13 protein-coding genes are annotated in these 13131 nt (G+C 70.6%); 5 read left to right on the forward strand and 8 right to left on the reverse strand.

The window, feature by feature from the left end; genetic code table 11:
• Positions 1-4: 4 nt before the first annotated feature.
• Both ACF073_RS25935 and ACF073_RS25940 read right to left on the reverse strand, forming a co-directional pair.
• The gene (locus ACF073_RS25935) at positions 5-310 is read right to left on the reverse strand and encodes a helix-turn-helix domain-containing protein (protein ID WP_164323972.1); all 306 of its coding nucleotides are present in this window, start codon (positions 308-310) and stop codon (positions 5-7) included.
• Between the two features lie 176 nt (positions 311-486).
• Positions 487-993, reverse strand: a complete 507-nt coding sequence (locus ACF073_RS25940) for a helix-turn-helix domain-containing protein (RefSeq protein ID WP_392073777.1) — start codon at positions 991-993, stop codon at positions 487-489.
• 383 nt (positions 994-1376) lie between these two features.
• Between ACF073_RS25940 and ACF073_RS25945 the strand changes: the two genes are divergently transcribed.
• The 4 genes from ACF073_RS25945 (at position 1377) to ACF073_RS25960 (ending at position 6682) form a co-directional block, all read left to right on the forward strand.
• A complete protein-coding gene (locus ACF073_RS25945) occupies positions 1377-2573 on the forward strand; it encodes a DUF3631 domain-containing protein (RefSeq protein ID WP_392074013.1) in 1197 nt (398 codons plus the stop codon).
• A gap of 416 nt (positions 2574-2989) precedes the next feature.
• Entirely contained in the window at positions 2990-3952 is a 963-nt protein-coding gene (locus ACF073_RS25950; protein ID WP_392073778.1) for a DUF2637 domain-containing protein, read from the forward strand.
• Positions 3953-4107: 155 nt separating this feature from the next.
• A complete protein-coding gene (gene mobC / locus ACF073_RS25955) occupies positions 4108-4935 on the forward strand; it encodes a plasmid mobilization relaxosome protein MobC (RefSeq protein WP_153813865.1) in 828 nt (275 codons plus the stop codon).
• The gene (locus ACF073_RS25960; protein ID WP_392074014.1) at positions 4925-6682 is read left to right on the forward strand and encodes a relaxase/mobilization nuclease domain-containing protein; all 1758 of its coding nucleotides are present in this window, start codon (positions 4925-4927) and stop codon (positions 6680-6682) included. The genes mobC and ACF073_RS25960 overlap by 11 nt, the downstream gene beginning before the upstream one ends.
• Positions 6683-7103: 421 nt before the next feature.
• On the opposite strand, the gene ACF073_RS25965 is transcribed toward ACF073_RS25960, so the two are convergent.
• Both ACF073_RS25965 and ACF073_RS25970 read right to left on the reverse strand, forming a co-directional pair.
• Positions 7104-7577: an NUDIX domain-containing protein gene (locus ACF073_RS25965; RefSeq protein ID WP_234376277.1), complete on the reverse strand. Its 474-nt coding sequence runs from the start codon at positions 7575-7577 to the stop codon at positions 7104-7106.
• A gap of 95 nt (positions 7578-7672) precedes the next feature.
• Positions 7673-8590, reverse strand: a complete 918-nt coding sequence (locus tag ACF073_RS25970; RefSeq protein WP_392073779.1) for an FkbM family methyltransferase — start codon at positions 8588-8590, stop codon at positions 7673-7675.
• Positions 8591-8690: 100 nt separating this feature from the next.
• Here ACF073_RS25970 and ACF073_RS25975 point away from each other — a divergent pair, with 100 nt between their 5' ends.
• The gene (locus ACF073_RS25975; protein WP_392073780.1) at positions 8691-9191 is read left to right on the forward strand and encodes an AAA family ATPase; all 501 of its coding nucleotides are present in this window, start codon (positions 8691-8693) and stop codon (positions 9189-9191) included.
• On the opposite strand, the gene ACF073_RS25980 is transcribed toward ACF073_RS25975, so the two are convergent.
• From ACF073_RS25980 to ACF073_RS25995, 4 genes are read right to left on the reverse strand one after another with little or no spacing between them, the layout of a single operon-like run.
• Positions 9149-10042, reverse strand: a complete 894-nt coding sequence (locus tag ACF073_RS25980; RefSeq protein WP_392073781.1) for a hypothetical protein — start codon at positions 10040-10042, stop codon at positions 9149-9151. The two genes, ACF073_RS25975 and ACF073_RS25980, sit on opposite strands and share 43 nt — an antisense overlap.
• Positions 10039-11244, reverse strand: coding sequence for a hypothetical protein (locus ACF073_RS25985; RefSeq protein WP_392073782.1), 1206 nt, complete (start codon positions 11242-11244; stop codon positions 10039-10041). The genes ACF073_RS25980 and ACF073_RS25985 overlap by 4 nt, the downstream gene beginning before the upstream one ends.
• Positions 11245-11264: 20 nt before the next feature.
• The gene (locus tag ACF073_RS25990; protein ID WP_392073783.1) at positions 11265-11969 is read right to left on the reverse strand and encodes a hypothetical protein; all 705 of its coding nucleotides are present in this window, start codon (positions 11967-11969) and stop codon (positions 11265-11267) included.
• On the reverse strand, positions 11966-13120 hold the full coding sequence (locus ACF073_RS25995; protein ID WP_392073784.1) for a glycosyltransferase family 1 protein: 1155 nt from the start codon (positions 13118-13120) through the stop codon (positions 11966-11968). Before ACF073_RS25995 ends, ACF073_RS25990 begins: the two co-directional genes overlap by 4 nt.
• Positions 13121-13131: the final 11 nt, after the last annotated feature.

The following is a 13131-nucleotide window of genomic DNA, read 5'->3' on the forward strand; positions in this document are numbered from 1 at the left end:
CCCTTCAGGCCGCGAGGGCGACGGTCGGGGCGGGAGCCTGGGAGCGGCTGGCGAGGTAGGCGGCCAGGGCATCGGCAGGCACTCGGCGCAGGCGGCCTATGCGGACGGACTGGACCTCGCCAGAGGCGATGAGCGCGTACATGGTGGTGCGGCCGACACCGAGGCGGCGGGCGGCCTCCTCGACGGTGAGCGCGGCGAGAGTCGCGTCAGGGGTGGGTGCCGTGTGTTCCAGCACGAGAGTGCGGAGCCGCTGCTCGGGGACGCCGAGCGCGTCGGCGATGCGGGTGAGCGGGGGCAGGGTGGTGGGCATGCAGGATCGCCTTTCGGCGGTCACGGGGCAACGTGACCGCTGGACTGTCCGGGATGGGCGGTGGGCTTGGATCGGTGTCCACGCTGGTGGCCCCCGGTGTTCGTAGCACCGAGGGACGGCGGTGGATGGGGCTTCGAAGACCCGTTCAGGCGCCGGAGGAGATATCCGCCGAGCGGTTACTCGTCGTCGGCGGAACCGCTGCGGAGCGGATCGCCGGGCGAGTTCGGAGCAGGGTAGAACGAGAGGCTCCCCGGGTCTGGCTCGACGCCGAGGCGGTCGGCGATCTCGTCGTACCGGGCTTCGGCCGCCTCAAGTCTGGTCTTCGCGGCGTCGGCGAGGTCTTGGGCGACCCGGTGCTCCTGTTCGGCCTTCTGAATGTCGAAGGCCGCTTCCTGCAGCTCCCAGTGAGGATCGTCGAGGCCGGCGACGGCTTCGAGCAGGAAGTGATCAGCAGGGACACCGAGAGCCTTGGCGAAGCCGAGGGCCTCGTTGAGGCTGATGCTCCGGGCACCGTTCTCGATCTTGGCGATCTGGGTCTGGTGCATCTTGAAGCCCAGGCGGCGCATGCGCTCCGCCATGTCCTCCTGGGACAGGCGGGCCGTCATGCGTAGGACCTTCAGGTTGTGCGCCACCAGGGCTTCCCCCTCGGGTGGAGCCCAGCGTTGCGGCTTGGCATCGTCCACTTCTTTCACCTCCTTCCTCCCTTCTCGGCCGGGGGAGGTCACCGCACCTCCCCCCTAAACGATACCAGCATGGATACCCCAACCCGCAAGGGAATAACCCGCCATGTGGCACACATCACTATGGTCTTGAGCAGCAAACATGCCCATAGGGGCTAAGTATCTAATGCGCTAGAAGGTTGACTGCAGGCGGACGCTCATGCACACTTATGCCATAACGGCATCTACTAGCGAACCGCCAGGAGGTTGAATCGCCTAGGTGCCCCGAGGAACGCGAAAACCCCCGGCGCTACGAACACCGGGGGCTGTAGGAAACCTCGCCACCGCCCATCCCAGGACAGTCGACCACGGCGGACCGGGTTGCCCCCCGGAGCCGCCGAGTGAGGATCTCCGTGAACGAGAGTACCGCCCCCGCCGCCCCTGCGGCATCCCTTCCGACCGGCACCCCGTCACCGGACCGTGGGCAGCCGGACGCCGCCGCGCTGCTGGACGAGTTGCGCACCGCCCTGGCCCGCTTCGTGGTCCTCCCGAGCGAGCAGGCACTGGACGCAACCGTGCTGTGGATCGCGGCCACCCACCTCCAGCAGGTGTGGCAGCACGCACCACGTCTGGCTGTGGTCGGCCCGGCGAAGCGGTGCGGGAAGTCCCGCCTTCTCGACCTGCTCACCGAGACGGTTCACAGGCCCGTCATCACCGTGAACTCCACGGCAGCGGCCATCTTCCGCTCGATCTCGGACGAGCCGCCGACCCTCCTCGTGGACGAAGCCGACACCATCTTCGGCAGCCCCAAGGTCGCCGAGAAGAACGAGGAGATGCGCGGTCTGCTCAACGCCGGGCACCAGCGCGGCCGACCGGTTCTGCGAGTGGTCGGCAAGGAGCACACACCCCACTCCTTCGCGACCTTCGCCATGGCGGCGCTCGCCGGCATCGGCGACCTGCCCGACACGATCATGGACCGGTCCGTCGTGATCCGGATGCGCCGCCGCGCGGAGGGCGAGCAGGTGAGCCCGTACCGGACCCGCCGCGACAGCCCCAGCCTGCACGACCTGCGGGCCCGTCTCGCGCGCTGGGCCGCCTCGGTGAGCGAGCAGGCACTCCACCTGGAGCCGGGGATGCCAGTCGAGGACCGGGCGGCCGACACCTGGGAGCCTCTGGTGATCGTCGCCGACCTCGCAGGCGGCACCTGGCCCGAGCGCGCCCGCACCGCATGCGCGCAGATGGTCACCGCCGAGGTCCAGGCCGAGGAGGACAACCCCTCCAATGCCCGCATCCTCGCCGACATCCGCCGGGCCTTCGCCTCCGCCGGCGACCCCGAGAGCGTCTCCACCGACGCCCTGCTCTACCGCCTCAACTCCGACCCCGAAGCCCCCTGGGCTGAGGCCGGGCGCGGCGGGCTCAACCCGCGCGCCCTGTCCGGGCTGCTGCGCGAGTACGGCATCCGCTCCGGCAACGTCCGCATGCCCGACGGCACCCAGCTCAAGGGCTACACCCGCGCGAAGTTCGCCGACGCCTGGAAGCGCTACTGCCCGTCCGTCCAACCCGAGACCGGCCCTGACGACGCCAGAGACGCGCGGACCGACTGACCCGAGTGGGTGCCGCCGCCGACCGCTCGACGGCGGCACCCACGCCGGTCACCCCGCTACGGGCACGGACGCCGCCGAAGGACAGCCCCGGTCCATATCCGTCTCGTGCCGTCCCTGCCGTCCCAGCCGTATAAGCGCAGGTCAAAGCTGATCCGGGCAAGACGGCACAGCGTCCCAAGACGGATAGGCATCCGTCCCGGGCCCCGAGCCGACGGCACCGGCACTCCTGTCGAGCCAACAAGTGCGACCACGGCCGCCGAGCCGACGCCGTACGGCAGGACGCGTCCCGGACGGCGCTGAGACACCGTGCCACACGCCTGCCGTCCCGCCCCTGACCTGCACCGTCAACGGCAAGACGGCCAAGACGGATCACCGCTCACCCCCACCCAGAACCGCACCCCGAGGGGGCCACACCCATGCCCGACACCGCCATACCCGCCACGCCCACCAGCCGCCACCGAGCCACCTGGTGGGACCGGCTCGCCATCGTCCTGCTCGGCATCGCCGGATGCGCGCTCTCCTACGACGCGCTGCGGCAGATGGCCACCGCCGTCCACGTCCGCCACCAACTGACCTACCTCTTCCCCGTGGTGATCGACGGGTTCATCGCCTACGGCGTCCGCGCCCTGCTCGTCCTGCGCGAAGCGCCGATGCCCGCACGGCTGTACGCGTGGACGCTGTTCATCACGGCGACCGCCGCCAGCATCTGGGCCAACGGCCTGCACGCCCTCGACCTGAACCGGCCCGGCGCGGTCACACTCCACCTGGGCGACGGCACCGTCACCGTGCTGTCTGCCATCGCACCGCTCGCCCTGGCCGGAGCGACCCACCTGCACATTCTGATCACCCGTTACGGCGGCATCACCGCCGCCCGGACGCCGGTGACCGCAACTCCTTCCGAGGTTCAGGACGGTACGCAAGCCCTGGGCACGCTGGCCGCCGAAGTTCCGTACACCGCCGTCGCAGTCCGGCCCGCTACGGCACCGCCCCAGCAGCCGACTACCGCCACCCGGGCCGCCGAAACCGAGCCCTCGCCCTCAACGGACGAACCCGGCTCCGGCTCCGGGCAAGGCCGCGACAGCGTTCCGGACAGCACCGTCGACGGGCCCGAACAGGAGCGTGAACCCGCAGGCCCGAACCCTCACGAGAGTTCCGGACAGTCTCCGGAGACGAGCCCTGGGGGACGCCCCGCGATCGCCTCCATCGCCGAGCTGGCCAGCATCATCAGCACCGCTCACCCGGGGAATTCCGGACTGACCCGCGACAGCGCCCGCAAGGCCGTCACCGACGCCGGACTCGGCGCCAGCACCGACCGGCTCGCCGAAGCCATGGCACTGGTGCGCCAGGGAACCGAAGCCCGCCCGCACCCCATCGGCTGACCCCGTCGCGGCGAGGCGCTGCCCGGACCGGTTCCGGGCGGCACTCCTTCCCCACAACCACACGAGACGTCCGACTAGGCCGAACCGTCGCTCAGCAACACAGTCACCTCCCGGCCGATAGCGCGCCCGATCCAGCACTGGAGCACCCACCGCCCATGAACCGCAACCCGTTCTCCCGCAAAGGCCGCCGCACGCACCCCGCACAGCTCCCGCAGACTGCGCCCTCGCACCGTCGCGACACGACGGAGAGCACCACCGTCAACAGCGGAGCGAGCTGGGGCGAAGTCCACATCGCCGGGGGCGATGCGGACTTCGCGCTCGGACCCGCCCCGGCGGGGGCGGACCAGGCCCGTGCCCAGCGGGGCTCGGAGCAGGGGAAGGTGGAGGCCGAGCGCGACCTCCACCAGGACCAAGACCAGCCCACCGCTGCCGACGCTGTCGCGCACTTCGCACCAACCGTCACCGCTGACGCGTTCGCGCACCGCGGTATCGCCGCCTACGACATCCCCGCCCCTGCCGACACCGACGCCGCTCCCGGCTCCGAGCGCCGGCGGCGGCTGAGCGACGTGCTGTACCGGCCCCGCTCCGGGATCAAACGGAACGTGCAGTTGACGTGCTCGGCGGAACCGGCGGAGCGCGACTTCATCGACCGCGCCGCACGCGAGGCGAAGCGCTCCCGCTCGGCCTACCTGATGGACGCGGCACTCACGTTCGCCCACGCCTACCTGCCCGACCAGCGCCCCGCCGCCATCCCCGCCCTGCCCTCCCCGCAGGCGACGCAAGACCTGATGGTCCTGTCCGGAAGGCTGCTGCGGGAGTTCCACCGGATCGGTACGAACCTCAACCAGATCGTCCGCGCGATCCACACCGGCGACCTCCCCGACCGCGCCGAACAGGTCCTCGACGAACTGCACGAGACCGCGCGGCTGGCGCGTCGCGCGCTGGAGCAGGTTGTGGACGGTGGTGGCCGCCGTGGTGCCTGATGTCTCCACCGGGGACCGCACGCGCGGCCTGCTCTCCTACCTTTTCGGACCGGGACGCCGCGACGAGCACACCGACCCGCACATCGTCGCCGCCTTCGCCATGCCCGGAATCACCGATCCCGGCCGCGTCCGGCTGGAAGAGCACCAGGACGCGCTCACCGAACTCGCCCGCTACCTCGACCAGCCTGTCGAACTGCGCCGACAGCGCACCGGGAAGAACGTGCCGCAGCACGTGTGGCACTGCCCCGTCCGCACAGCCCCCGGCGACCGCTACCTCACCGACGCCGAATGGGCCGAGGTCGCGCGCCGCGTCGTCCACGCCACCGGGATCGCCCCGCACGGCGACGACTCCGGCTGCCGGTGGATCGCGGTACGCCACGCCGAGGACCACATCCACATCATGGCCACCAGCGTCCGCGAGGACGGCCGCCGTCCCCGCAACAAACGCGACGGCCAGCGCGCCCAGGCCGAATGCCGCAAGATCGAAGTCGAACTCGGACTGCGCCGGCTGAGGTCCGGTGACGGCACCGCACCCAAGACGCCCACCGGTGCCGAGGTGGCCAAGGCCGAGCGTCAGGGCCGCAAGACGACCAGCCGGCAGTGGCTGCGCGAGCACGCCTACGCCGCAGCAGCAGCCGCGCGTGACGAACACGAGTACTTCGCGGTACTCACCGCGCTGGGCATCAAGGTCCAGAAACGGCTCGGCCCCGAGACCGGTGACACCACCGGCTACAGCCTCGCCGCCCCCGGCGACACCGACGCCAGGAACGAACCGGTCTACTACGCCGGCTCCAGCCTCGCCCCCGACCTGTCCCTCAACCGCCTGCGTGAACGCTTCGCCCCAGCCCCCACCGACACTGCAGTCACGGCCACCGTCCGCGCCCGTACTCGGGGCGCGAAGAGCGACGCGTGGCGACGCGCCGAATCCGAACTGCGCAGCACCCACGCCTTCCTCCTCGGCCCAGAAGGCGGGCAGGATCAGGAAGCGTTCGACCGGCGGGTACAGGCCCAGGCGGCGGCATTCGCCGAACTGCTCCACAACACCGCCGCCACCGCCCCGAAGGCAGCGCGAGCAGAACTACATGCCGCAGCAGCCGCGTTCGGCCGTGCGAACCGCTCAGCGATCCGTGCAGAGCACCAGAGCGCGTACGCCCTACGACAGGCAGGCAAAGAACTGATACGCGCCGTGGGCGGCGAGGACGGCTCCGCGGTGGTCTCCCTACTGGCCACCGCCGTCTACGTGCTGATCGCTTTGGACCACTGGCACCAGCAGCGCGGCCACGAACAGCAGGCCGCCGCCGCCCAGCAGGCCCTCGCCCACCTGCAGAACGCCTACCAGCGCACCGCCCGCCCCGAACTCGCCCGCCTCACCGACCGCACCCCCGGACCGGACGAGATCCGCCGCCTCGCCGCAGTCGTCCAGGCAGCCGTACCCGCCCACGCCCAGCGCATCCTCACCGACCCGGCCTGGCCCGCCCTCGCCACCACCCTCGCCCAAGCCGAATCCGCCGGCACCCCACCTCGCCACGCACTCACAGCCGCAGCCGAACAACGAGAACTCGACAGCGCCGACCACCCCGCCGAAGTCCTCACCTGGCGACTCCGCCACACCACCGCCCAACAGACCGCCGCCCGCACCCGCGCAGCCACCACCCGCACCCGCCACGCGACAACCACCCGCACCCCACCCACCACCACACCCCCCGCCATCCAGCGGCCCACCGACACCGTGCACCGCAAGCGCTGACACCCAACCCCAGAACGAGTCACCACCGCACCGCCCGCCCAGCGACCGAGGGTGAGCCTCTCCGCCGAGGGCCGTTCAGTTCCTGAACCACGCTGCGCTCAGTCTCTGAACACGCACGGCGTCCCGGGTCGGGACAAGCCCCGTGTCCCGGGTCGGGACACGGGGCTTGTCCCGAAAAGGGACACGCGGCGTGTTCCGAATCGGAACAGCGCCGATGTCCAATCAGTGGACACGGTCAGCGTTTCCAGACTGGACGTCCCCGTGTTCCCTAAAGGAACTGGTCCGGTGTTCCCTCGGGGAACAGAAGCGCAGCGCGTGGTCTCCCGAATCGGGAGACCACGCGCTGCACGGGCATTGTTCTCCGTTGGCCGGCGCACACAGAAACTGGTCCTGCGTGCACAGCCGGCCTTGAGGCCGCTCTTTAAGTCGCGGGGACCGACCACCCGTGGCGGGAGAAGGCGGGCCCTCCGTCCCGGTATGCGGCCAGGGCCTGTGTGGTGGTCGGGAACGCGGGCTCGGGCATGCTGTTCGCGGTGACCCACTGGACCGTCAGGTGCTTGTCCGGCTCGGTGTTGGTCAGTTCACCGGTCCACGTGTCGGTGGCGAAGACGAAGAGGACGAACTGCCCAGCCTGGTCCCAGCCCTGTTCTACGTGGATGACGTGAACGAGTACCAGGCCAGCCGGGTCGACGAGCAGGCCGGTCTCCTCCTTGAGTTCGCGGGCGGCGGCCTCGTCCAGGGCTTCGCCCGGTTCGGCCTTGCCGCCGGGTAGGGTCCAGGCGGGCTGCGGAGACCAGTTGCGGGCGGCGTAGAGCACGGCGGCGACCATGTCGGCGGCGCTGTCGTGGACGATCACACAGACCGCGTTGCGGCTGTTCATGACGCTGGCGTTCATCAGTGCCCACTCCTTGTCATCGTGCCGGAAGATGTCGAACGGTCTAGGTAGGAGGCTCAGACTGGCCCCCGCCCCACGGAGAGTGCGGGTTCTGCTCAGCGCCCGAGCGTGAGGTGATCGGCGTCGGTGCGGGAGAAGACCAGGTCGGTCAAGTCCTTCGGGGTTTCGGTGCACCGGACGGGCGGCTGCGGTAGGCGCATGGTCCGGGGGTAGGTAGCCGGGTCGTAGTCGTTGTTGATCGTGTAGACGTGGTAGCCATGCTCGCGCAGGCTGTCGATGACGTCGGCCGCTTTCTCGCCCTGCTTGGCCAGGAGCCTGGGGGTGACTTCCACAACGAGTTCCGCGTCGTCGCGGAGGTGTGGGAGCGCGGGCAGAAGCCCTCGAATCGCTGCTGCTTCCGCGCCCTCGACGTCGATCTTGATGATCCGGGTAGCGGCAAATTCGGCCTGGCTGACCAGGTCGGCGAGAGGTGCGGTAGGCACCTCGAAGGCCGTGTGGACATGACGGGGCCGGACGGCGCTGGTATGGCCGAGGTTGGCGGGGTCCTCCAGGTAGAGGGTCAGCGTGCCGGGGGTGTCGGAGGCGGCGGAACGGACAGCCCGGATGTTGGTGCGGTGGTTGGCGGTGGCCGCAGCGCTCAGGTCGTCGTGAAACTGCGGGGAGGGCTCGATGGCGACGACGCGGCCGAGGGGACCGACCGCTCGGGAGGCGAGGAGGCTGAACGCGCCGCGGTGGGCTCCGACGTCGATGAAGGTGTCCCCGGGCTGGAGACGGTCGCGCAGGAAGGCGCTCAGGTTCGGCTCCCACTCGCCGAACAGGTACTGGTAGCGCTGGATGACGTCGCTGGTGGTGACGGTGACCACGTCACCGGACCGCAGCCGGACGGCGGTGTGGACGGGATGGGTTCGCAGGTGATTGTCGAGGAAGCGGTCGACGAGCCGTGCCTTGCCCACGGTTCCGGGGGCGTGGCGGACGTAGGCCCGCAGCGCGCGGGCGAGAGCGGAGGAGGGCATGGGCGGCTCCTTCGGGTGGTGACGGCAAGGGACCGGGTGGGGGTCGGCGGGTGGTGGCAGACTGGCCGGAGAACGCTGGTGGTGTTGAGGGGAGTTGGCGGTGGCCGAGCGCACTCCGGTGGTGTTCTTGCTGGTGGGGCTCACCGGCTCGGGGAAGACCACCTATGCCCAGCGGAAGCTGGAGCCTGAAGGTGCTGTGCGGCTTTCGGTGGACGAGGTGGTCCACCAGCGGCACGGCCGGTACGGCGTCGACTATCCCGAGAACGCCTACTTCGAGAAGGAGGCTCCGGTCGTCGCCGAGCTGCACCGGCGGCTGGCCGAGCTGGTCGCCGAGGGCCGGGACGTGGTGTGGGACCACGGGCTGTGGCCGCGTAAGGATCGCGAGGCGATGAAGGAGCTAGTGGAGTCGGCCGGCGGACGGTGGCGGCTGCTCTACTTCCCGGTGGAACGCGACGAGCTGCTGCGCAGGCTGGCGGAGCGCAACGAGCGGGAGGACGCGAACGCACTGGTCGTGACGCCGGAGGCCCTGGACGACTTCTTCGCCCGCTTCGAGGCGCCTCAGAACGAGGGCGAGGAGATCGTGGAGCCGGACTGGCTCTGATGCGTGGGCGGGTGCCAGCTCGTGGCGATCTTGGCGGCTTCGGCGGTCCAGCCGTCGGGCAGACGGTCGAGGGTGACGCGGCGGAAGGCCAGGCGGGGATCGGCGACGTCGATCCGGCCGCGGTAGCGATCGACGTGCTGCAACAGGCGGGATGCCTCGCTGCGGACGGCCGGGGTGTGCTCGGCCCAGGCGCCAGAGGTGAACTGGTCGACCCGTCGCCGCAGGTCGTCCAGAACGCCAGAGCGCCACTTGAAGTGGTGCACGCACGCGAGCGAGTCCGGATCGGGCTTGTGTCCCGGTGCGCGGTGGTTGCCGGACGCCACGGTCACCGAGGACTGGGCGAGGACGATCTTGCGCGGGTCGCCTTTGAGGAGCCGGTGGGTGACGTGCCCGCCGAGCGCGTAGGTCCGGTCCAGTCCGATTTCCGGCTGCCAGAGGGTCAGGCGGCCGTCGTTCGAGACGCGGTCGAGCAGCAGCCCGCCGACCACGTTCTGCCTGGCAGCTTCGGCCTGGGCTACCACTTCGGCCAGCGGGGCGGGGTAGGACTGGAACTCGTCGGAGTCGGCGAGCAGGTGCCAACCGCGTCCGGCCTGCTCGCGCAGGCTGTCGCGGAGCTGGCTGTTGGTGTGCTCGTGCCACGGCCCGGTGCTGACCTGCGCCGGGACGATGCCGAGTTCGTGGCTGGCCGCGATCAGCTGGTGCCGCCAGGTGCTGGAGACATGGTCGGGGAAGTGGAAGGCGACGTGGAAGCGCTCGATGCCGAGTGCGCGGTAGTGGGCGGTCCACGCGGCGAGCAGGGCCGGTTCGACGGGTCCGATGACCGCGATCAGTGCGGGAGGTACGAAGGTCATGCCTGCTCCTGGGCCTGCAGTCGGGTGTACGTGTCGGTGAGGAAGGCGGCTTGCTCGTCCGCCGGATGCATGCCGAGGCGGCGGGGCGCCTGGAGTCCGGGCTGCTCGGGCACCACGTGCGTGAGGCCGTCCAGGGCTGCGGCAAGGGCTTCGGCGTCGCCGGCCTTGTAGAGCCGTGCCCACGGCTGGTCGGCCAGCCGGGTGGTGAGAACGGGGTCGTGGGTGGAGACGATCAGGGGGACGCCGAGGCGGACGGCGTCCATGACCAGTCCGGATTCCTTGCCCACGTCGGGGCGGCGGGCGACGAGTGTGGCGTCGGCGGCGGCGTACACGAGCCGCAGGACTGATTCGGCGACCGGTCCGGGCACCGTGTGGAGGCGGACGTTGGTCAGCTGACGCCAGCGTTCGAGCACGGTGTCGTTCAGCGGTATGCCGCAAACCAGGACGTGTAGCGGGTTGGTCAGCCGGGCGAGGGCGGCATCGACGGTGGCGATGTCCTTGTACGGCCACCAGCCGCCGACCAGGCACACCGCCTTCGCGCTTTCCGGGATCGTGAAGGCGGTCCGGGCGCCGGCGCGTTCGACGTCGGTCAGTCGCAGGCCGTCGTCGACCGCGAAGGTCCGCACCTGGCCCGGTAAGTGCGGGAAGGCCAGAGCGAACTGCTCGTGGACAGCAGTGGTCGGGTACAGCGCGATCACCCGCCTCTCGCCGTGCCGGGTCATGCGGCCCAGCAGTCTCACCGGGAGGTCTTCGGTGGTGACCATCTCGTGGACGAACCGAAGGTGCATGGTGCCGCCGAGCAGGGCAGCGGCACCGTGGAGTGCCTCGCTCGCGCTGAGAATCACCACCGACGCGGCGTCCGGGGCGAGGCGGCGGCCGGTACGGAGACACGCCGCCTCGGCCAGGCAGCGGGCGAGGAGGGTGACCTGGTGAGGGAACCTGCGAACCGTCAGCGGCCACCGTCGGGAGGCGAAGGCTCGGCGCCCGGCGGCCGATGCGCGCTCGGCCGCACGCGCGCCTGCCGCCAGAACGGCCGCGAGTACGCCGACGGTGTCGGAGACGACTCGCGTCCCAGGCAGGGCCAGGTCGGCGGGCAGGCCGCCAGGGGCGATGACGAGGCTGCCGGGCCTGCTGACGGCGAGCGCGGCCAGCGTGCGCTGGTGATGCCCGCCCCCGCGGTGCGCGTACGGCTCGATCAACACAAACGGCCTGTCGCCCGCGCTCACCCGGCGACCGCCTGTTCTCCGTGCAGCGCGGTGAAGTGCTGGTACAACCAGGACGGGTCGTTGAGTGTCTCGAAGCGCTGGGGATCGCGTGCCGAGGCGCGGGCGAAGGTGAGCCCGTCGTGGGCGCCGACCGCCGCGTAGGTGGCGAAGTCGCCGTGCCTGCTGGCCATCCAGGCGGTGATGCGTTCTTGGGCGGAGGCGTCGGTCATGCCGTACTCGCTACCGCGAGCGAGCATCGCGCACTCGCGGAAGCCCGCCTTCCAGGAGTGGAACGGGGTCTGGTTGAACAGCGTGATTCCGGCTGTCCGTCGGCTGAACTCGACCCGGCCGGGCAGCGCGGCCAGCACGTCGACGGCTTGGCCCATCTCGCGCAGGGCGGTGGCCCGGATCAGTTTGAGTCCGCCGTAGCCGTAGGTGAGGCCGTTGACCGGGTTGATGGCCCGCCAGACTCGCATCGACACGCCTTCGGCCAGCGGCTCCACCGTGGTGGCGGGGAATTCCGGGTCGATGGCGAAATCTCCGTCGGCGAGGAAGAACTGCTCGGTGTCGACCAGTTCGGCGGTGAGCCGGTAGGCGCGGCGCATTCCGCGCACTCCGTGCAGGCGCTTGGTGGTGCTGCCCAGCACGCGGGTGAGACGGGTGTGCAGGACGTCGGCGAGCGGCTCGTCGTAGGAGAGCTGGACCACGTCGAAGCCGGTCATGCGATCGCCTCCAGGTAGGGGGCGGCAACCTTCGCGGGCGTGAGGTCGGCGGTGGAGGCGTGGGCGCGCTTGGCGTGCACCAGGTAGAACTCCGGGTCGGTTGCGAGGCGCTCGGCAATCTGGACGGCTTGGTCGTCGGTGTCGAAGAGCAGCTCGGAGTCGATGTGTTCGGCCAGCCAGCCGGTGCGCGGCCCGATCACGGGCAGGCCCATCGCCTGGCAGTCGATCACCGACATCGACCAGGGGCAGCCGGGGCGGAAGGGGGCGATGCCGAAATGGGCGCCGGCCAGCAGATTGCGGTAGCGCACGCGGTCGTCCTGGTCGGAGGCGACCGCGACGCCGTCCACGGCAGCGAGTTCCTCCAGGTGCCGCTCGGGGCTGGGGTCGAGGCGGATGCGCTCGGGACTGCGGGTGCCGAACAGGTCCATCACCGTGAGCCGTACCGGGGCCTCGGTGACGAGGCGACGGGCGAGCTGGGTGAAGCGGGCGGTGCCGTAGTGCGCGTACAGGCGGTGGTTGTAGATGCCGGTGGCCCGACCCCCGGGCGGGGTGACGTCAGTCGGGTCACGCACCAGAAGCCCGTCCCTGGGGGCAGGGACGACGTGCAGTTTCTCGCCGAGTTCAACGCTGGTGCGGGCGGCGGCTGCGGTGACCCACGAGGCAGCGGTGGAGGAGTGGACCAGCACGCGGTCGCAGGCCGCGAGACCAGCGGCGAAGGCCAGCAGCACGCTGCGGCCGAGGCCGCCGTCGTTCATCGCCGGGTCCAGCTCCAGCTTGCCGTTGCCGGTGAAGGAGAACGGCAAGTAGTGGCAGTACCCGGCAATCCGCGCATCCACCCCGGCCTCCAGCAGCGCGGCCCGCACCGCGGGGGCGGCCTCTACCTGGTTGGCCACCACCACCTCGGGCCGCCGCTCGCGCATCAGGGCGACCAGGGCGTCCATGCCAGGGTCGAAGCGGGCTCGGTACTTGGTGGACGGTGAGAAGCTGGGCGCGAAGTGCACGCGGGCATCGCCGGCCGGGACCGGGGAGGCCACGGTCACCTCAACCCCGGCGTCGGTCATGGCCGGGGCGAGCAGGTCGGCGAAGGTGAAGCCGGAGTCGGCGTTCAGCCGACTGGCGTTGGAAACGTTGAGCAGGTACAGCACGCGCATCGCTGTGGCCC

The sequence above is a fragment of the Streptomyces sp. NPDC015171 genome (assembly GCF_043079545.1).
GTDB lineage: Bacteria > Actinomycetota > Actinomycetes > Streptomycetales > Streptomycetaceae > Streptomyces.